15 protein-coding genes are annotated in these 20,847 nt (G+C 47.8%); 10 read left to right on the forward strand and 5 right to left on the reverse strand.

The window, feature by feature from the left end:
* Positions 1-687 precede the first annotated feature (687 nt).
* Both QUA42_RS06075 and QUA42_RS06080 read right to left on the reverse strand, forming a co-directional pair.
* A complete protein-coding gene (locus tag QUA42_RS06075; protein WP_333135993.1) occupies positions 688-3,507 on the reverse strand; it encodes a TIGR03960 family B12-binding radical SAM protein in 2,820 nt (939 codons plus the stop codon).
* Between the two features lie 183 nt (positions 3,508-3,690).
* A complete protein-coding gene (locus QUA42_RS06080) occupies positions 3,691-4,017 on the reverse strand; it encodes an STAS domain-containing protein (RefSeq protein ID WP_333135995.1) in 327 nt (108 codons plus the stop codon).
* 383 nt (positions 4,018-4,400) lie between these two features.
* Between QUA42_RS06080 and QUA42_RS06085 the strand changes: the two genes are divergently transcribed.
* Entirely contained in the window at positions 4,401-4,598 is a 198-nt protein-coding gene (locus QUA42_RS06085; protein ID WP_015176637.1) for a hypothetical protein, read from the forward strand.
* A 756-nt stretch (positions 4,599-5,354) separates the two neighbouring features.
* On the opposite strand, the gene QUA42_RS06090 is transcribed toward QUA42_RS06085, so the two are convergent.
* Positions 5,355-8,189: a PAS domain S-box protein gene (locus QUA42_RS06090; RefSeq protein WP_333135996.1), complete on the reverse strand. Its 2,835-nt coding sequence runs from the start codon at positions 8,187-8,189 to the stop codon at positions 5,355-5,357.
* Positions 8,190-9,454: 1,265 nt separating this feature from the next.
* Here QUA42_RS06090 and QUA42_RS06095 point away from each other — a divergent pair.
* From QUA42_RS06095 to argH, 6 genes are all read left to right on the forward strand, one after another.
* Positions 9,455-10,180, forward strand: coding sequence for a DUF502 domain-containing protein (locus QUA42_RS06095; protein WP_333135998.1), 726 nt, complete (start codon positions 9,455-9,457; stop codon positions 10,178-10,180).
* Positions 10,181-10,452: 272 nt separating this feature from the next.
* Entirely contained in the window at positions 10,453-11,085 is a 633-nt protein-coding gene (gene nusB / locus QUA42_RS06100) for a transcription antitermination factor NusB (protein WP_333136000.1), read from the forward strand.
* Positions 11,086-11,239: 154 nt separating this feature from the next.
* Positions 11,240-12,997: a signal recognition particle-docking protein FtsY gene (ftsY, locus tag QUA42_RS06105; RefSeq protein ID WP_333136002.1), complete on the forward strand. Its 1,758-nt coding sequence runs from the start codon at positions 11,240-11,242 to the stop codon at positions 12,995-12,997.
* Between the two features lie 574 nt (positions 12,998-13,571).
* Positions 13,572-15,059 carry a PP2C family protein-serine/threonine phosphatase gene (locus tag QUA42_RS06110; protein ID WP_333136004.1) on the forward strand — a complete coding sequence of 496 codons (1,488 nt, stop codon included), beginning with the start codon at positions 13,572-13,574 and terminating at the stop codon, positions 15,057-15,059.
* A complete protein-coding gene (locus tag QUA42_RS06115; RefSeq protein WP_333037249.1) occupies positions 15,049-15,288 on the forward strand; it encodes a hypothetical protein in 240 nt (79 codons plus the stop codon). The genes QUA42_RS06110 and QUA42_RS06115 overlap by 11 nt, the downstream gene beginning before the upstream one ends.
* A gap of 299 nt (positions 15,289-15,587) precedes the next feature.
* On the forward strand, positions 15,588-16,973 hold the full coding sequence (argH, locus tag QUA42_RS06120; RefSeq protein WP_333136006.1) for an argininosuccinate lyase: 1,386 nt from the start codon (positions 15,588-15,590) through the stop codon (positions 16,971-16,973).
* 99 nt (positions 16,974-17,072) lie between these two features.
* Here the strand turns inward: argH and QUA42_RS06125 are convergent, their stop codons facing one another.
* On the reverse strand, positions 17,073-17,261 hold the full coding sequence (locus QUA42_RS06125) for a hypothetical protein (protein WP_006632360.1): 189 nt from the start codon (positions 17,259-17,261) through the stop codon (positions 17,073-17,075).
* 466 nt (positions 17,262-17,727) lie between these two features.
* On the opposite strand from QUA42_RS06125, the gene bcp reads away from it, so the two are divergent.
* From bcp to QUA42_RS06140, 3 genes are all read left to right on the forward strand, one after another.
* Positions 17,728-18,201 (forward strand): thioredoxin-dependent thiol peroxidase, encoded by a 474-nt coding sequence (bcp, locus tag QUA42_RS06130; RefSeq protein WP_333136008.1) that lies wholly within the window; start codon positions 17,728-17,730, stop codon positions 18,199-18,201.
* Positions 18,202-18,278: 77 nt separating this feature from the next.
* Positions 18,279-18,734 carry an NUDIX hydrolase gene (locus tag QUA42_RS06135; protein ID WP_333058885.1) on the forward strand — a complete coding sequence of 152 codons (456 nt, stop codon included), beginning with the start codon at positions 18,279-18,281 and terminating at the stop codon, positions 18,732-18,734.
* A gap of 158 nt (positions 18,735-18,892) precedes the next feature.
* Complete coding sequence (locus QUA42_RS06140) at positions 18,893-19,699, forward strand: alpha/beta hydrolase (protein WP_333136010.1); 807 nt, start codon at positions 18,893-18,895, stop codon at positions 19,697-19,699.
* Between the two features lie 25 nt (positions 19,700-19,724).
* Here QUA42_RS06140 and QUA42_RS06145 read toward each other — a convergent pair whose 3' ends face one another.
* Entirely contained in the window at positions 19,725-20,636 is a 912-nt protein-coding gene (locus QUA42_RS06145; RefSeq protein ID WP_333136012.1) for a pantothenate kinase, read from the reverse strand.
* Positions 20,637-20,847 lie beyond the last annotated feature (211 nt).

The raw sequence follows: 20,847 nt of genomic DNA on the forward strand, positions 1-20,847 counted from the left end.
TAAAATTTTTGGTTCTCCACGAATTAAGTCGGGGGCTTATTTCCGTTTTTTGACGGGTCAGTCGATTTTAGATTTTAAATTTTAGATTTTAGGTTTTAGATTTACTCCACAGATAAATCTGAGAGCTGGAACTTTAATCTAAGATCTAAAATTTTTGGTTCTTCACGACTTAAGTCGGGGGCTTATTTCCGTTTTTTGACGGGTCAGTCGATTTTAGATTTTAGGTTTTAGATTTTAGATTTACTCCACAGATAAATCTGGGAGCTGGAACTTTAATCTAAAATCTAAAATTTTTAGTTCTCCACGACTTAAGTCGGGGGCTTATCTCCGTTTTTTGACCCGCCAAAAACATCTATTGTTGAATACCCGCTCTGCGGTTTGAACCGTGAGATTTTTGAATAAGCCGACCACCGACAACCAGTCGATCAATCGAAATTAATCGCTAAATTTGGTTCAGACCCCGCTCCGGCGGGTTTGGCGCTAGATTTAGCCCGTGAATGTACAACAAAAAGGCTTGAAGTCTTGAACAGAAGCAAATTGCACCCAGCCCGCGTTGCTGGTTGACGAGGGCGGCGAGCGACTAAAGCGCTCGAGCCACCGCGGCTTCCATAACAAGCGATTATAGCGTGAAACGACACATCCCGATCGAGAGCCGAAGGTGAAATATTCCACCACGGCTTCCCTATTTTAACCATAACCCAGGATTAGCTGACTACGCTCAACCTGTAGAAGCTGAATTTCCTGCTGGCTGACTTGTTCGAGCATGAACACAATATGTTCTGGCTTGAGCAAGTTGCCATCGCTGCGACAACTGCCAGTAAAGCGCAAGACGGCTCTACCTTTGGATGTACCACCAGAGGCAGAGGTGCTGCTTTCTGGTTTCTGCTCTACAAGCTCTAGTTTGTGCAGTCGATCGCGCAAATTGACATCCTGCGTCTTTCCCGACTTAGTAGTATGCACCCGCCAAAAAGCTTCGGTTTCGACGATCGTCTTGACCCAAGCTTCCCAGTTGGCATCAGGAGCCACGGAGACAGGAGCAGAATTTTCCTGGTCTAATTCGCCATTTTCTGTCAACGATCCCCCTACAGTCACAGTAATGACGTACTCCGCTGCTTCTAACAACTGGTTAGCAGAAGGAGCCTTGAGATCGATCGACTCAACCTTGTAAATCGGAATATTTTCCGGCAGCTTAGCCGCCAACTTTTCCCGAAAACTCTCAATATCGATCGAGTCAGTGAGCTCAAAGTCGGCAATTTCCCCAGTGCTGGTAACACCCAGAGGCAGAGCATTTGCTAGAGAAATCCGAGGGTTCGGGTGAAACCCGCCGGTAAACGAAATGGGCAAATCGGCTCTGCGGACTACTCGATCAAACAATCGGATCAAATCCAAATGACCAACCAAAGCCATATCGCCCACCTTCCCGAACCAAACCCGCAAACGCTGTTTCCGCTCCGTATTCGGGACAAACTCCCCAGCAAACTCAGGAATTGGCAGCGCATCCACAACCACATTGTGTCCGAAATCGGTGCCGCAAACCCCGCAGCGCGAACACCCTTCAAAGGAACAGTCGGGAACCGTCGCTGCTTCTAAAGCCTTTTGCAAGTCAATTTTCAGCCAGTTTTTGTCGATACCCGTGTCTAAATGATCCCAAGGTAAAGGTTGATCGAGAGGAAGGGGGGGAGTGGGAGAGGGGGAGAGGGGGAGAGGGGGAGAAGTGGAAAAATCTTCCTGGATTTCTCTTCCTTCTTCCTTCTTCCTTCTTCCTTCTTCCTGGATTCCTCTTCCTTCTTCCTTCTTCCTTCTTCCTTCTTCCTTCTCCTCTTCCTTCTCAAAAAGATTCCACTCGCCGCTTTCGACTTGGCGGTATTTCCAGGTAAGGCCCGACTCATCTATCGCCTGAGTCCAAGCTTTGTAAGCCTGATCCAAGCTTTCCCACCACGCATCCATACCCGCGCCAAGTTCCCAAGCGCGGCGGACTACAGCAGCCAAACGTCGATCGCCCCGTCCGACAAAATCCTCCATTGCCGAAATCCGCACATCAGTGTAATTCACCTTGACGCCCCGCATCCCGCGAAATTCTCCCTTCAGAAGTTTTTGCTTGCGGGAAAACTCAGCAGTAGAAACCGAGTGCCACTGAAAAGGAGTGTGAGGCTTAGGCGTAAAATTAGAAATTGTCAAGTTAAAATTCAGTCCGCGTCGGCCATCCACCCTGCATTCCCGGTGCAGCCAGCGGACTGTTTCAGCGATGCCCACAACATCTTCATCGGTTTCTCCGGGCAAACCGATCATAAAATACAGCTTGATTTTATCCCAGCCGCGATCGACCGCCGTTTTGACACCCCGAAGCAATTCTTCGTTAGTCAAACCTTTGTTAACGATGTCGCGCATCCGCTGAGTACCAGCTTCCGGCGCAAAAGTCAAACCACCTTGTCGCGTCCCGCCCAGAATGTCGGCAATATTATCGTCAAATCTGTCAACTCGCTGGCTGGGTAGAGACAGAGAAATATTTTTATCTTTCAGGCGATTTTTGATTTCCATGCCGACTGCTGGGAGTGCCAGATAGTCGGAACAACTGAGGGAAAGCAGTGAAAACTCGCTGTGCCCGGTGGCTTGCATCCCCTGTTCGATCGCCTCTACGACTTGCTGCGGTTCCACATCGCGCGCGGGGCGAGTCAGCATTCCCGGCTGACAGAAGCGACAGCCGCGAGTGCATCCCCGGCGGATTTCTACTGTCAGTCGGTCGTGTACTGTCTGGACGTAGGGAACCAGGCCGATTGAATAAGCTGGTATGGGAGTCGCCACGCGGCGCAGAATTCGTTCTGGAACTTGCGGGCGGTTGGGATGAACAGAACCGTCTGCCGCCATATCGTAGAATTGCGGGACGTAGACCCCTGGAATTTGCGCTAAATCCAGCAGCAATGCTTCTCGGCTCAAATTATTTGTTTTGCCTTCTGCCAAAATCAAGCCAATTTCTGGCAGCAACTCTTCTCCATCTCCCAAAGCGATGAAGTCAAAAAAGTCAGCGTAGGGTTCGGGATTGGAAGTTGCCGTTTGCCCGCCAGCAAAAATCAGCGGTATTTGACCGTTTTGGTGATTTGTCGCTCTTTCTTGCCAAGTTAGGGGAATGCCGGCTAAATCCAGCATTTCCAGAATGTTTGTTGCTCCGAGTTCGTAGCTGAGGCTGAAGCCCAGAATATCAAATTCTGTGAGCGATCGCCTCGATTCTACGGCAAACAGCGGAGTTTTGGTCGATCGCAGTTTTGCTGCCAAGTCTGGTGCGGGCAAATAAGCTCGATCGCACAACTGTCTCGGCCCTGCGTTCAAAATGTTGTAAAGGATGATGTGCCCCAGATTGGAAGCACCAACTTCATACACTTCTGGGTAAGTGAGAACCCAGCGCACAGACGCCGCGTCCCAAGGCTTGTGCGTAGCCCCCAATTCGTTTCCCAGATAACGAGCAGGCTGATTAATGTCTGCTGTAAGTAATTCTTCGACTTTTACTGCCACGGCTCGACTCGCTAAATATTTGCGACTCTTAAGCAGCCTACCTTAAAATCTGCCAACACGCCAACGACAGTCGTCTGTCTTTTCGGGCATTTAACCGAATTTGCTGTGTTATGTTGCCTGTTCTCGTCGCCCAGGAGCCTCTATCAGTGTTGTTTTACATCAGTGTTGTTTTACGCAGGAGTTTTAGGCATCAAAGCTATCGACATTTTCAAATATTTCAAAAACTCGATCGAGTTGGCTAAGTTCCAGAATCATCTTAATCCCAGGGGATACCGAGCAAAGACTAAACCTGCGCCCCATTTTTTTCGCCTGCTTGAGGCCAGAGACCAATGCCATCAAACCGGCACTGTCAATAAATTTTACTTCGCCCAAATCTACGAGTACCGCTACAACCCCGGGGGCTGCAATTGCTTTCATTAGTTGCCGTCCGAATTCTCCGCAGGTGGCTGCATTCAGGTAGTCTAGGGGTCGAATCACCGTAATTGGTTTATGGGCAAGAAGTGTCTGCATATGTCAAACCTATGATTGCTACGTATTTTCAACTACTGCGCTGGACGGATGTAAGCCTAAACCTACTTGATTACTCTGAGCCTAACTTAATCTGAGGCAAACTGACCAGTTGTTGTCAGTAGTTTTACTGAATCTTTATTTATTGACTCTTTTTTATGAAGTTTTGCGTAAGATTTGGGGAGGAAACGTAAGCTACTATACTATTTTTTATTTAGGCCTGAAGGTTTAGTCTTGGTAACTCTAAAAATTGCGATCGAGTTTGTCCTAGCTGTTAGATAAAACTGGACAATGTAATTTAAATCACTGGTTGGTTCTGATCTAGATCACCTGTTTACTCGACACTTCAGAGGAAAATTAAAATGTACGGAGTTCTCCGACTTACTATGCAAGCAACTCATGCTATTCGTCAACTTGTAGAAAAAGCCCTCTACATTAAGCAGTTGACGCCTGACATTGAAAACGAAATCAACTACGAGCTCACCCGTTTGGGGTACATCTCGGATATTGATTATGAGGCTTTAGAGTTATTAATGGATGAAATGGATGCCGGCAGGGTGCAATTGGTATCTAGCCGTCGATAGTGGGAACCGGGCGACCTGTCCACATCCAAAAACCAAAAAATCCTTGCACGGCGGGCAATAGAGGAGTGTTAGAAGCATTTACGTCGGCCCAATATTTTTCTAATGAAGCATCTCGTTGCTGAACTTGATATTGGAGGAGATAGTGTTAGGGGCGATCGTCCCTGCACCTCTGATCAAAAGCTAAAAACTTTGACTTAAATTAAATCTATAACTTTTGGGGTATGACAAATTAGGTTAATTGCAATTAAAAGTCATGCTTAATGAAGCAGCTAATTGCTGAACTTGATATTTGAGGAGAGACTGTTAAGGGCGATCGTCCCTGAACCTCATACAATTTTAGATTTTAGATTTTAGATTTTAGAAGTTGGACTACTGATGATTATCAGGGTTTGGAATTTGTCTACAGTTGCATTCCTTTTAGAAAATGCTATCAGTATCAAAAACTACACCCTGTGACCTAAATTAAATTTATAACTTTTGGGACTTGACAAATTAGCTCTAAGTCTAATTTATAGTAAAAAAAGTTTTTCGGCAGGATTAGGACTAAGGGCAACTGTCACAAAGTAAAGCTTAAATTTTAAGTATGTAGTTGCGCTTGTACGCTATTTCCTAGGCTAGTAGCGCACAAGCGCAACTACATATTTTTGTTTAACCTGCCAGTTGCTCTTAGTCCTAAGAATTATCCGATCGCTCGAATGCAAGAAAATTGGTTTGTAGTTAGGAGATCCGTCCTCAAAGTTTGCAAACGCAGTCAATCTAAAATCTAACCTCTAAAATCTTTGAGCGCGCCACTAAACTTGCCACGACAGCCACCAACTCAGCAGGCTCGATCGGCTTGGGCACGTAAATTTGAAAACCTTGTTGCAGAGCCCGTATGCGTTCCTCTACCCTACCAACCGCCGTGAACGCCAACGCCGGAATTTCCCTGTCCACCACGCGCGATCGCACTTGCTGCAGCAAAGCCTCTCCATCGGGGGCCTGCATCTCGATATCGATCGCCAACACATCCGGATTCAGCCTTTCAATCGCCTCCAGCGCAGCCATTCCAGAGCTAGCAGTCTCCACCTGAGCTCCGCAATCTTCGAGCACTGTACAGGCAAAATCCAGGGAATCCGCGTCGAGATCGATCACCAACACCCGTACTCCAGAAAGATTGCTGCTGACAAAAGACTCCTTTACAGGGGCTCGCGCCTTGCTTTGAGGAATCGCCCACTCGCCGAGTCCAGCAACAGACAATCCGCCGTCGCAATGAAGCTGTTGAATTGGCAATTTCACTAAAAACCTCGATCCTTGTCCCTTCCCGGCAGATTCGGCTTGCACCGTCCCCCCGTGCATTTCCACAAAATGCCGCACTAGGGCCAGACCCAAACCCAATCCGTTGTACGATCGCCTTGTAGAGCTGTCAGCTTGGCTGAACCGCTCGAAAACGTGCGGCAAAAACTCTTCTGAAATCCCTTGTCCCGTGTCACTAACTTCAATTTCGACACTAGCGGGCGACAAATTTTTACAGCAAGCGGATTCCTCACCCGCAAAACTCCTCTCCATCTTTCGCACTGCCACCCTCACCTGTCCGCCATCGGGAGTAAACTTAATCGCATTCGACAGCAAATTCCACGCTACCTGCTGCAAGCGACCAGAATCGGCAAAAATCCGCCCCGCAGTTGGGTCGAAATCCGTCACAATTTCAATATTTTTGGCGGCAATCGCGGGCGCGAGAGTATCGATCGCAGCCTCAACAGTCGAAATCACATCCACCCACCGCAAATTCAGCGACAGTTTGCCGGTAATAATCTGCGACACGTCCAACAAATCCTCGATCAGAGTTGCCAGCGATCGTGTATTGCGGTCGATCGTTTCCAGAGCCCGAAGAGTCGTTTTTTCGTCAAACTTGCGGTTTCGCAACAGTTGTGCCCATCCCAGCATCGCATTCAGCGGCGTCCGCAATTCGTGGGACAAAGTTCCTAGAAACTCGTCTTTAATCCGGTTCGCGCGCGCCAATTCCTGGGCTCGATCGTGCAGTTCTCTTTCCAACTGCTTGCCAACCGTCAAGTCGAGAATAAAAGCCACAGATTCTTGCCGCTTTTGAGCCAGCAAAACATATCCGATCAACACCGGAATCCGGCTGCCGTCTCTCCTCCAAAATTCCTTTTCGTAGGGAGTGCAAGCCCCCGTTGCTTGTGCCTCTGCCATACCCTTCTTGTCGAGAGTCTGGTACTCCGGCGGTGTGATGTCAATCGAATTTAATTCCCCACGCTGCAACTGTTCCCGCGTGTAACCAACTATCCGTAAAAATTCATCATTGGCCTCGATGATGCCGCCGTTGACATCCCCGAAGATAATTCCTATCAAGTTAGCTTCAGCTAACATTCTCAGCTTTTCTTCGCTAGCTTGGAGTGCAGCTTCTGTTTGCTTGCGATCTGTAACATCTTGGATGTAACCCGACAAACCCGAATCGGAAGGATAAAAACGCATCTTCAACCACTTCTTCCATAACGGTACGAATTCTTCATACTCGATTGTTACCTTTTCGGCTAATGCTTTGGTAGCCATTTTGTACAACTGTAAATCAACCGCCTCGGGAAATATATCCCAAATTTTTTGACCAATCAGTTCTGCTTTTGGTCTGCCTAACAGCTCAATAGCTTGGTGGTTAACATAGGTATAGTTCCAATTTAAATCAACAGCGATAAAAGCATCGGTGATGCTTTCGAGAATGTTAGTAATTTTATCGTTTGCCAATTGCAGTGCTTTAGCAGTTTCTTCTGCTTGCAACCTCGCTGCTTGTTCGCGGGACAAAGCCGCAGCGCGTTCTTGTTCGGCCAGTTTTCGATCGCTAATATCGATGTAAGAACCGATGTAACCTGCAAAAGTGCGATCGGGCCTGTACCGGGGTACGCCTGTACCCAAAACCCAGCGGTATTCCCCGTCATAGCGCCTCAAACGGCATTCTATCCGGTACTCGCTGCCAGCGTCGAAGGCTTTTTGGTAAATATCCAGAGATTCTGACAAGTCATCTGGGTGCAAGTTTTCCATCCAACCCGTGCCCATTTCTTGCGCCAAAGTTCTACCGGTAAACTCCAGCCAAACTTTGTTAAAGTAATCGCCAAGTTGGTCAGTGCCCGACATCCAAATCATCACCGGCGCGGTATCTGCCATAATCCGAAATCGAGCCTCGCTTTCCTGCTGCTGTGCTTCGGCTTGCTTGCGATCGTTCCGTTCTTGAACTTCCCGCAGGGCCCGCTCAATCGACGGCACCAGCCGTATCAAACGGCGTTTGAGAACATAATCAGTAGCGCCGCTTTTCAAAGTTTCGATGGCCACTTCCTCGCCCAAAGTAGCCGAAACAAAAATAAACGGCACTCCCGGACAAGTAGTGTGGGCGATTTCCAATGCAGCAATCCCGTTAAAACAAGGCAGCATATAATCTGCCAAAATAATGTCAAAACGTTGTTTTTCCAGCGCCGTGGCAAAGTCTTCTCGAGTTTCCACACACACTAGAGAAAATTGGAGCCCGCCATCCATTAGATATGCCTCAATCAGTTCGGCATCTAGGGGACTGTCTTCTACTAAGAGGATACTGAGCGTTTTCACAAAAATTCCTTTTACTTAAATATTAATTATCGGATACAAAATTTGATCGGGCTGCGGCTTTAAGTGAAGCCCAAAAAAGTCTTGCGTTTTGAATGGCATAAAAAAAATGTAAAAACCAATTAGTTTCATGAGTTGAGCATTCATATCTCAATCCTAACTTCTAATCAAGTCTATTGCTTCTTGCCGCGGGGTGAATCCCCGCTCTGACTTGATTGGCTAGTACGCTTGTTTTTCCTTAACTTTCGTCGGTTTCGCAGGAATCGGCACCGCTGGAGTCTTGCTTCTATGCAGCAGTTTAGCTCTACCCTGTTGAACAAATAGTTTCGCGCTTCTGGCTAGAAACAACTAGCTATGTAGTAATTTATCTCGCTTGCTCCTAACTACTGCTACCTCGTTTGGCAGATTATTTTTTTGTAGTGATGCCCGAGTTAATTCTATATTGCTTTGTCGCTCCTCTCAAACTCGAATTCGCTTGAATTCTGCCCTTATTTCCTGAATATCGAGCAATCGTGTCAAAAAAAGTCAAAGTTGCTGGTATGTCTGTCTGCTTTACTTTTTGCCGGATTGGCCTACCATGCAAGTGTTTCATGGTAGGCAACTGTTGCCTTGTTTATCGTAGTTGCCCTCAAAAATCACCGTTATTCTAGTAGCAACTGGTTACATTGCATCTACCCAAAGATATATTTTTGCAGGCACACTGCACTCAACCTGCAGAGATTCCCCTGAATTAGGTAAAACTCATATGTTGCACCATTTTCAAGAACAGGCAAGATGCCTGTTCCACAAAGAGTGAATTTGATTGTGGGATGGGCATCCTGCCCGTCCGTAAAAAGCTTATGGAAGATGGTGCAAGATATAAGTAAAACGAAGTGCCACCCCGCCGAAAATCTGAGAAAGCTCGATCGACCAATTAAATTCCTATACAGATCACAGAAAATTTTCTCTGGACTCGCTACACTTCGACTCCCAGGCTGCCTCTGACCGATCGGCTTATTGATTGAACCAACCCAAAGTGTCTTAAAATATACAATACGGTGAGCTGGTGCACAGCCCGCATATATTAAAACTAAGCGCCAACTTGCAATAATTCTTTAAAATAAAGGTACAGCACCGGCGAGCCCTAACTCTTCCCCCTCAGAAAGGGTAGGGTTTAGCAGAATTGAAAACCATCGTCTATGGTGACTTCCAGTAAAGCCCGTGCAGTTGCTTTAGTCTCAGCTTTATTCAGGTTATTGGCAACCAGTTACGAGGAGATTTGACCCGCCGTGCTCCAACGCATCAAACAAGACTTAAAAAACGACCTGATCGCAGGACTATTGGTAGTGATACCCTTAGCTACCACCATCTGGCTGACAATTACCGTCGCCAGTTGGGTGATCAATTTTCTCACCAAAATTCCCAAGCAGATCAACCCTTTTGACGGACTCCACCCGATTTTGGTGAATCTGTTAAATCTTTTAGTAGGGCTGGCTGTACCCCTGCTGAGCATCTTAGTCATCGGTTTAATGGCCCGCAACATTTTCGGCAAGTGGCTGCTAGACTTTGGCGAACGGGTGTTGCAGGCAATTCCCCTAGCCGGTTCGGTTTACAAAACCCTCAAACAACTGCTGGGAACCCTCCTCAACTCAAACGACAAATTTCGCCGCGTGGTTTTAGTGGAATATCCCCGGCGGGGAATTTGGACTTTAGCATTTGTGACCGGTACGATCGAGAGTAACGACATCCCGCCTCACCTTTCCGGTGAAACCCCGATCGGCATTTTCATCCCCACCACTCCGAACCCCACTACCGGATGGTACGCTATCGTCCCCGAAGCAGATTTAGTCAATTTGTCAATGTCGATCGAAGATGCCTTCAAAGTCATCATCTCTGGCGGCATCGTCAACCCCAGCAACTCAGTTCCAGTAACCCCCGAAAAAATCAAGGGCAAAACACTCGAACCCTTGGTATCCGAATCAAGATACCAGGCTGTCCCAGTCGAAGAAGAGTGAACCAAGACATCTTTAGTGGCCCGTAAGACAGTGTAAACTTTCCCCATCGCAGATAATATTTCGACAAAACCAGCCCAAACCGAGAAAGCCTATACTCAGAAACCCGGTTTCGAGCATAAATCTTAGGTTTGACAGTGAAGTATCTGTAAACTACCCGCCGCTGGCGAGTCAGACGGCTGGTCTTGTAACGCTTTTAGTCGAGTTTTCTGCTAAAGTTCAAGTCCGCGCGCGATCGAAAAACTTCCTAAATTCTCAATTCCTATCTAAAAACTATGAAAAAAGCCCGCGAAACAGCACGCGAACTCGCACTCCTAGGCATCAGCCAACTGCCGGCGAATCCAGAACTCTTAGAAGCCAAAAAACTGCAAGATGTCCTCCTCGCCGCCATCCGTACCCTGACAACCGAAGTTCAAGAATCCCTAGAAGCAGCAGCATCCGAAGTGCAGCGGAGTAGCGACAAACTGCTGGCGAGCGAAATCCGTGCCGCCGATATACAAAGTGCTAGAGCAATGGTGCGGGAAGCAGTCGAACTCACCCAAACCGCCATCAACCGTCTCGGTTCAGCAATGGAGTTTCCAGAACTGATCCAGCTAGCCAACCAGCAAGATGTCCGCACCTATGCTTTGCAAATCCTGACGAAAGTCAGCGCCAACCGCCCTCAAATTGACGAATTGCTCTCTGAAGCGCTTGTAGACTGGCAAATAGAACGGTTGGCCCGGATCGATCGAGATATCATGAGAATCGCGATCGCCGAAATGCTATATCTGGGCTTACCCGAACAAGTCAGCGTCAACGAAGCCGTCCAACTCGCAAAACGCTACAGCGGCGACGAAGGACATCGCTTCATCAACGGAGTCCTCCGCCGAGTAGTCGATAAAATCAATGCAGAAGTTGTTAGTCCCTAGTCCTTAGTCCTCAGTCCTCCGGGTGCTTGGTGAGTACCTTACCCGGAGGGTGCACGCCGGGGCGCGAACCTTACCCAGAGTCATTAGCAATCCACAATCCGCAATTCGCAATCCGCTCTAAACTAAGGACTAATAACTATATTCCCAATTTCCTATGGTATTTAATTGGTTTCGTCGCCAGTACAGCGAAAGCAAATCTTCAGAAACAGAGGCAAACCCCGAACAGCCACAAAATGAGTCTGCAAAATCCCCATCGGTTGAGCCTCAAACAGATGCAACAGAGCAAGACTCTCCTGCTGTAGCCGAAGATTATCTCAATTGGGCAAAAGCTGCTTACAAAAATATTCAAAAACAGCAAAAACCCGAAACAGAAGTTTCTGAGACAGCAGCGCCTGATGTTCCCGCAGCCGAAGCAGAAATCGCGACAGTTGCAGAAGTTGCAGAACCGGCGACTATTGAAGCAACCGAGCCGATCGAACTTGAACCAGCACCCACAGCACCAACTGTTGCAGAAGTTCCAGAAGTTGCAGCACCAGCAACAGTTGAAGCAACCGAGGTTTCGGAACTTGATGCAGCCAAGCCAGCAGAAATTGCAGAAACTCTGCAACCAACAGCGGGGGCGCTCGACATTGCACCTATTGCTCAACAATTAGAAGTTACTGCAGAAAATATAGAAATTGCCGAACCTGCAACGGAGGTTGTAGAAACCGAATCACTCGCATCCGATGGCGAAGCAGCCGAAGCCCTGCCGTTTTGGGCCAGAGCTCAGGCCGATCGCATGGAGCGCATCGAACGCCTCAAAGAAACAGCCCTTGAAGAACCAGAAGTAATTGCAGCCGCCGCCGAGAGAGCGGCAATTATCGAAGAAATTCCCGGTTTCGCCTTTGACGAAGGCTTCCTGTGGTCATCAGAAATCTTAGCCAGTCAAGGCCGCCGCCCAGACCAAGTATCCGTCGAAGAAATCACTTGGCTGCAAAAATTGCGGAAAGGCTTAGAAAGAACTCGTCGCAGCTTAATTAATCGACTAAAGGCGATCGTCGGTCAAGGCCCACTCAATCAAGACGCAGTAGCCGAAATTGAGACTTTGCTGCTACAAGCCGATGTGGGAGTCGCAGCCACCGACATCATTATCAGTCGCCTCCAAGAAAGACTCACACAAGAAGTGCTGCCGCCAGAACAGGCTCTAGCCTACCTGAAAACGATTCTGCGCGATATTCTGGACGCTCCCTGTGCCGAAACCGCCGTCGGCAATCCCGCCTACAGCCTGACATTTGCTCCGGAAAAAGACACTTTTAACATCTGGTTGATCGTAGGAGTCAACGGTGCGGGCAAAACTACGACGATCGGCAAACTTGCCCATATTGCCCAAAAATCCGGCTACAAAACCCTAATTGCCGCCGCCGACACTTTCCGTGCCGCCGCCGTCGAACAGGTAAAAGTTTGGGGTTCCCGCAGCGGCGTTGAAATTATTGCCAACCCAGGGAAAAATACCGATCCGGCTGCTGTCGTATTTGATGCGATCGCCGCCGCCAGCGCCCGAGGCACAGAACTCCTGATCGTAGACACCGCAGGCCGCCTGCAAAACAAAAAAAATCTGATGGACGAATTAAGTAAAATCCGTCGCATTGTAGATAAGAAAGCCCCAGGCGCTACCGTAGAATCTCTACTGGTCTTGGATGCCACACTGGGTCAAAATGGTTTGCGACAGGCAGAAGTGTTCGCAGAATCGGCCAAATTAAGTGGAGTAGTATTGACAAAACTTGACGGTTCTGCTAAAGGTGGTGTTGCCCTAGCAGTAGTGCAGCAGCTTGGTCTGCCAATCCGGTTTATTGGAGTCGGGGAAAGCATCGAAGACTTGCGTCCGTTTTCTAGTTACGAATTTGTGGAAGCCCTACTCGATTTTAGATTTTAGATTGTAGATTGATGAGGTATCTGCCAGCCGCTTCCTTTTTTTGGAGGCGGACACAGATATTCAAAATCTAAAATTATTAACCTCAAACTAGCATCGCAGGACTTGCGCCGATCGCCACGAGCGATCGAGTGAAAAATAAATATCTAGAAACAATACCTTCGTTCTGTTATTACTTGGTTGGGCTCAAACCGCGACCCAAAGCAAGCGTATCAAATTAAGCTCAAATGTAGTATCAGTCGGCTGTCTGATTGCACATTCTTCCCGCTCCCCCTGGCGCCCCCCTGATAGTCTGGTGGGACAGGAAATGGTCAAAGTCCCCCTTCTTCTTAAGGGGAGCCGCTGCGGTCTTGGGCCCCCCCAAGTAAAGCAAGCAGCGTGGATTTATGGGGTATCTAGACTCAGCTATAAACGCAATTTCTTAAGAATTTTAGACTTAAGTTGATACCAATGTCCTACTGCACAACTTCCTCCCTCAAACCAAACTACTTGCTCGAACAAAAAACGGGTTTCTGTTCAAGTGCCCCGTAAGTCCTCAATCATTCCTCCCTCTAACATCGAAAATCACAAATTTAAAATGACTGCTGTGCCTTTGCCTCGCCCCTCACCTCAACCTGCTGACCGCCCTTCGGGTCGCAATTCCACCGACGCGACGCCAGTATTTGCCCTCAAAGAACTGGTGGCGCGTTTGCACCGATATCAGCACAACGTTCACGATATGTTGGGTTCGCTGGGATTTGCCCTGCGAAGTTTTAACAATCTCAACCAATTTTTGGAGTTGGTGCCTTTGGTGGCGACTCGCGTTACGGACGCCGACGGGGGAGCTTTAGTGCTGTTCAAACCCAACGGTCAAGTCAGGTTCCAGCAGTTGCATTGTCAGGAAGGACGGCAGTGCCAAGATATGCGAAAAGCGCTGGAAATAGCCACCAGGCAAGCTACAGCAGGTGCGGGCGCTACTGCTGCATCGTTTTCGGAAACCTCTGGGCAAACTTCTAGTCTAGACCTGCAAGTCGGTCGTTATTTGGGCCCGGATGTTCATTTGTTTGGGGCGCCAATTTTAGTCAACAATTTGGAACGGGGACGGCTTTATGTTTTTAGCAGTGATCCGCAATATCTCTGGACTCCCAGCAGACAGAAATTAGTTCGGTTGGTGGCGGATCAAACCGCCGTGGCTATTTGCAAAGACGAACTTACTGTTAAGTTGGCGGAAAAAGACCGCTTAGACAGAGAGTTAGAAATCGGGGCGGAAATTCAATTGCGGCTGCAACCGCGCAGTTGTCCGAAAATTCCCGGTGTTGACGTGGCCGCCCGCTGCCAAACTGCTAGCAGAGTCGGCGGAGATTATTATGATTTTATTCCCGCTGACTATGACCCGATCGGCAAGGAGAATGAGGGGGAAAACCCCCCATCCCTGATTAAAAATCTCAAGTCCAAAATCGACAAGGGCCGCTGGAGCATTGTGATCGGCGACGTGATGGGCAAAGGAGTACCGGCGGGCCTGTTGATGACGATGACACGGGGTATGTTGCGGGCGGAGGTGTTGAACCGCCACTCGCCGTCGAGAATTTTGCAACATTTAAACCGGGTTATGCACGCGGATTTGGAAAATTCCCACCGTTTTGTGACTCTGTTTTATTCGGAGTATGACCCGAAAACTCGCGTTTTGTCTTACAGCAATGCTGCTCACCACCCGCCTTTGCTGTGGCAAGCTGCAACTAATACGATTCTTCAGCTCGATACTTTGGAGGGAATGTTAATTGGGCTGGATGCTGATTCGCATTACCAAGAAGCTCAAGTGCAATTGCAGCCAGGAGATACTATTATTTATTACACAGACGGATTTACCGATGCTTCTAATCAAAGGGGCGATCGCTTTGACGAGGATAACTTGACCTCGGCTTTTCAGTGGGCCTGTCAAAATTACCAGCAGTCTGAAGAAATTTTGGATTATTTGTTCGATCGCGTACACCAGTTTATAGGCATCGGCAATCGTAACGAAGATGACATGACACTGGTTGTACTGAGGGTCACACCTTTAGCAGGAGAAAATCACCATGATAGTTAATTTAATGCCGGAAATTACTGCTGGATTAACCAGTTCGATTAATTGGAACGATGTCGCTCACGTGTTAGTTTTGAAATCTCATTTGAGTTCGACTGTGGTTTTGGCTCAAAGTTACGAAATTTTTACGAATTTCCAGAAAGCTTGGAACAATTTTGTTTCGACTGGTCAAATAGGAGCTTTTTTTATAGGTATTTTTGTGGGCTGGTTCTTTAAAGGGATTTTTCGTTAGAGTTATTGTCGCGGAAGCTATCGGAAAGAAATTTAAGGTTGAAAAGGTTGGTCGCTAACCAAAACTTCACTTCTTTCTGATGCAGCCAAAGTTTCACAATTTTGTAGTCCAGACTTCAGTTTTTTCGGGTGAAAAGATGTATAAAAAGTTGTTAGTCAGGGCTTGAGTTTTTTCTTGCCGAATGGGGAATGGAGGACTTTAGTCCTGACTGCAAACCGGAGGAAGGACTAAAGTCTTTGCTAAAAATCGGTTTTTATAGACTTCTGCAAGAGAGATATAATCTAATTTTAGCTTGAGCAATGACAACACAACAAAAAACTTGGAGTCAAAGATTTGAATCGGCGCTGCACCCGGCGATCGCGCGATTCAATGCTAGTATTGGCTTCGATATTGAATTGATTGAGTATGACTTGACTGGTTCTGTCGCTCACGCTAAAATGCTGGCCAAAACGGGGATTATTTCCGCAGCAGAAGGGGAACAGTTAGTCAATGGTTTGGAACAGATCCGCCACGAATACCGCCAAGGACTTTTTGTTCCGGGAGTTGATGCAGAAGACGTTCACTTCGCTGTAGAGAAGCGGCTGACTGAGATCGTGGGGGATGCGGGGAAAAAGTTGCACACGGCCCGATCGCGCAACGATCAAGCCGGCACTGATACTCGCTTGTATTTGCGCGATCGCATCGCAGAAATTCGCCAGCAATTGCGGGAATTTCAAGGGGTTTTGCTCGATCTTGCCGATCGTAACGTGGAAACTTTAATCCCCGGTTACACTCATTTGCAGCGCGCTCAGCCGATCAGTTTGGCTCATTACCTGTTAGCTTATTTTGAAATGACCGATCGCGATTGGGAACGTCTCGGCGATATCTGCAAGCGGGTGAATGTTTCGCCTTTGGGTTGTGGCGCGCTGGCGGGGACGACTTTCCCGATCGACCGACATTATACGGCAGAACTATTGCAGTTTGACAAGGTTTATGCTAATAGCTTAGATGGAGTGAGCGATCGAGATTTTGCGATCGAATTTCTCGCTGCAGCCAGCTTGATTATGGTACACCTGAGCCGCTTATCAGAAGAAATGATTTTGTGGTCTTCTCACGAATTTGGATTTATTACGCTCAAAGATAGCTGCGCTACTGGTTCTAGCATCATGCCCCAGAAAAAAAATCCCGACGTGCCGGAGTTGGTGCGGGGCAAAGCGGGGCGGGTGTTCGGTAACTTGCAAGCCTTGTTGGTAGTAGTGAAGGGACTTCCTTTGGCCTACAACAAAGATTTACAAGAAGATAAAGAGGCTTTGTTTGATACCGTAAGAACGGTACAGGGTTGCTTGGAAGCAATGACCATTTTGCTGCGGGAAGGAATCGCGTTTAACGGCGATCGCCTTGCTGCTGCTGTTACGGAAGACTTTTCTAACGCTACAGACGTAGCCGACTACTTGGCCACAAAAGGCGTTCCCTTCCGGGAAGCTTACAACCTTGTCGGCAAAGTCGTCAAAACTTGCCTTTCGGGGGGCAAACTCCTCAAAGATTTGACACTTGAGGAGTGGAAAGACTTGCACCCAGCCTTTGAGACAGACATTTACAGCGCGATCGCACCTCAGCAAGTGGTGGCGGCTCGCAATAGTTACGGGGGTACCGGGTTTGAACAAGTGAGAAAATCACTTATCGCTGCGCGCGATCGACTCGCCTAAACATCGTTGAATTATTGGACAAATTCCGGCTGGCTATCTCTACGAAAGAACGATCGTGTTTTCCACTCTGGTTCTAAGTTCGGCAGATAGCCTCAGCAATTAATCTTCAGCAGCAGCCATATCTTTGTCTCTGCCGCCGCTCATGGCGCCCATGCCACCGCCGTTGCCGCCGTCAAATCGTCTTCTCTTGTTGGAGAACATATCTTGATTTCTCCGCTTGCGAAACTTGCGAGCGTATGCTTGATTTCGTTGTGCCTTCTCTTTCTTGAGATTGCGGCGCTTAGCCATTCTGACCTCACTAATAAACATTGACAGTCCCCGGGCTTTCACGCCCGGGGATTCTTAAGGTTGACACTCCGTGCACTCTTGGTGACTGAGATTCTTGGTTCAGCGAAGTCACTTACTGGCGACAGGATTGCTCCCGCCCAAATATAGGTGTCTTCTCCCCAAGCGTAAATTCCGGTATGCCCTACCGTACTCGATCAGTTCTCTTTATGTAGTTAGGTTTTCTTCAAATTTAGCTTTCCTAAACCGCAACACCGTTAGGTGTGACTACGCACTCAACTAATCCAGTTAAGTTTTTACGTTGGCTAGTTATACTCAATTTTAGACCGATGACGATCATAGCACACACGGTACAAGACCCAGAAAAAAGAACACCGGGATTCAAGTCGCTGGGAATGCGGGCCCGATGGGAGGCAAGGTTTTCGCTCTTGCCGAATATTTCTATAAACTACTGACAAAAATACGACAAATGACTATCAATCCCGGTGACGTAGCTCCTGTCTTCAGCCTGCCCGACGCGCAAGGCAATTTCGTCAGCCTTGCAGATTTTCGAGGGCGACGAGTTGTACTTTACTTTTACCCTCGGGACAATACCCCTGGCTGTACTAAAGAAGCTTGCGGCTTTCGCGACATTTACTTAGACTACCAGTCGCGCAATATTTCAGTGCTCGGCGTCAGTACAGACGGGGCAGTGGCCCACGCCAAGTTTGCAGCTAAATATCAATTGCCTTTTCCCTTGCTGTGCGACTCAAACGCCGAAGTTGCTACCGCCTACGGCTGTTACGGACTCAAAAAATTTATGGGAAAAGAATTTATGGGAATTACTCGATCGACTTTCGCGATCGACCCAGATGGTAGGATTGAAAAGGTTTATCGGAAAATCAAACCAGAAACTCACGCGGCCCAGATCCTAGCAGACTTGCCAGAGCTCTGGCGTGAATGAAAAATTAAAAATTAAGACTCCGGAGCTGCAAGCTAGGAGGCCTGAAATTACTATCTCCTACACAAGCTTTTGAGTTTATGCGTCGATTGTGGCAAATTTTACAAACTGTACTGGGGCTGATTTTTCGACATCCCGTCACCGGTACTGCGGTGATTCCCGTATTGCCTGACGGGCGAATTGTGTTAATTCGCCGCCGCGACAACGGTCGCTGGGCACTGCCGGGAGGTATGGTGGATTGGGGAGAGGATATTCCGACAACTGTGCGGCGGGAATTAGCAGAGGAAACAGGACTGGATTTAGTCAAAATCCGCCGCTTGGTGGGTGTTTATTCGGCTGCCGATCGAGACCCTCGCCTGCACTCGATTTGTATCGTGGTGGCAGCAGAGGTGCAGGGCAATATGCAAGTTCAGGATACGCTTGAAGTCAGCGAGGTTGAGGCTTTTTTGCCCGCATCGCTGCCGGAGGGCGCGCTCAGCCACGATAACGACCAACACTTACAGGACTATTTTCAAGGCCTGACAACTTTGGCGTAAATCGGCGGGGCATCCAAATTTGAGAAAAGTCGGAAATTACCTCGCCGTCAAAAATTGTCTGTGATGAGTGTGGAATTAATTTTTAATGTTTTCCTACTTTTATTCACAATCTCTGAACATTAAATTAATCATCTTTTTATTACTAAATATTTAACCGGATGTACTCACTGCGACGCAATTCTCGGGTCAGACTCTCTGTAGGGCAAATCTTTTGGCACGAAGTCGGTCAAGGCCCGAATTTAGTATTTTTGCACGGTTCTTGGCACGATAGCAGTCAATGGCTGAGGACGATCGAACATTTGAGTCCTTACTACCACTGCTTCGCACCGGATTTGCTCGGGTTTGGCGACTCGGAACGCCCGAATCTTCATTATTCGATCGACCTGGAAGTAGAATGTCTGGCTCAATACCTCGATACTTTGAAGCTGCGAGAGGTTTATTTAATCGCTCACTCTCTGGGTGGTTGGGTGGCCACCAGCTACGCTATCAAATATCCAGATCGAGTTCAGGGTTTGGTTTTGTTGGCCCCAGAAGGCCTCAAGATTGGCAACCGGCGGGGGCGGTGGCAGACGGCTAGCTGGCTGATCGGCCAACCACCCCTCGGTTTTTGGTGGTTGCGATCGATCTATCCTATTGCTAAGTTGCTGGGTACTCAAAACAAGATTGACAGACTGCTAAAGTTCAGACAGCAGTTGATTCAGTCCCCAGTTGCCGTGCAGTTGCTGTTGCGGCGGCGGCGGGCTGAAATTACAGCGGAGTTAGTTGATGAGAATTTGCCTTTGCTGAAAGCGCCTGTTTTGCTGTTGCACGGTTCTGAAGATACAGCCGCAGCTTCGTCTCTGTGTCAATCCTATGCTGCTCTGGCTCCTAATGCCGAACTGCAATTGGTCAGTCCGGGGGAAAGCAATTTGCCGCAGGAAGTCCCGGAGGTTGTTGCTAAGTATATTCGGGAATTTGCTAAGTGAATTGGTAATTGGTAATTGGTAAAAGTCAACAGTCAACATTCAACAGGCTAATTCCCCAAAAAATGGCTTCGGGTGCGTCAATTACTGCGGAAGCTGTATTGGGAAAGGCTGCGGTAAGGTATTTTAAAAGCATAGTGCGATCGCCCCCCGTGACCGCTATTTTGCTATCAGGAAACAAACACCGCCAATCTTCAATAAAATCCCTAATTCCTGCCACCGCCGCATACACAACTCCGCTTTGAATTGCCCCAGTAGTGTCTTTCGCCCAGCGGTGCGGTAGATTTTCTGGTAAACTAATTAAAGGTAATGCAGCGGTTTTTTTACTTAGCGACGATAACTGCAAACCCAAACCTGGTAAGATTGCGCCCCCAACTAAATACCTATTGACATCAGCCCCAGTAAATGTTAAAGCTGTACCAGCATCTATAAGTAAAACTGGCCAACCGAATTGGTTGCCAGCCCCCAGTACAGCCAAAGCTCTGTCAATTCCCAGGGTAGGATAGAGTCCCCCGAGCGGCAACTGGTCTAAAGTAATAATTCGGACATTAGGATAACTCTGCCAAATTGCTGTTTGCGGGGTAACTACTGAGGCCAAAATTAGAGGCAGCGGTACTAAAGAAAGTGTGTGAGGACTAGAAAAAGCGGGAGTAGCAGGAAGACAAAGGAGATTTTGAGAAGATACTTCCTCGATCGACCTCATTACTATTTGCACCAAATATTCTGCCTTTTCCTCCTCGGAGAGCGGGGAAACAGCATCAGCATTGAGATGCTCTGTATCCCATGTTTTCTCCAGGGTTTTGCCCACAAATAATCCCCAGTGCAGCCGGGAATTGCCGATCGCCAAAGCTATTTTAATCTGGTCTTTACCTATTAATCCAGATATAAGGTTGTCGGTTCTGGGTGGCGAACGAAAATTGTCGGGAATTGAGTTTTCCATGTTGATCGAGCGCGCGCAAACATTGAACTAAAGATAGATTTTATATTAATTTTCTTCGGTTAAGCGGGCAGCTAACTCTCTTTGACATCTGACCAAGTTCAATGGCGTGCGCCAGTTAGTATTGTGGGCCTCAAAGCGCATAGTTGCTAAATATAAATATTTGTAAAGCAAATAATTGCTTTGCTCGGGCTGCATCCTTTATAATGTCTTA

Source organism: Microcoleus sp. Pol11C2 (genome assembly GCF_036701505.1).
In the GTDB taxonomy this organism is placed as follows: Bacteria; Cyanobacteriota; Cyanobacteriia; order Cyanobacteriales; family Microcoleaceae; genus Microcoleus.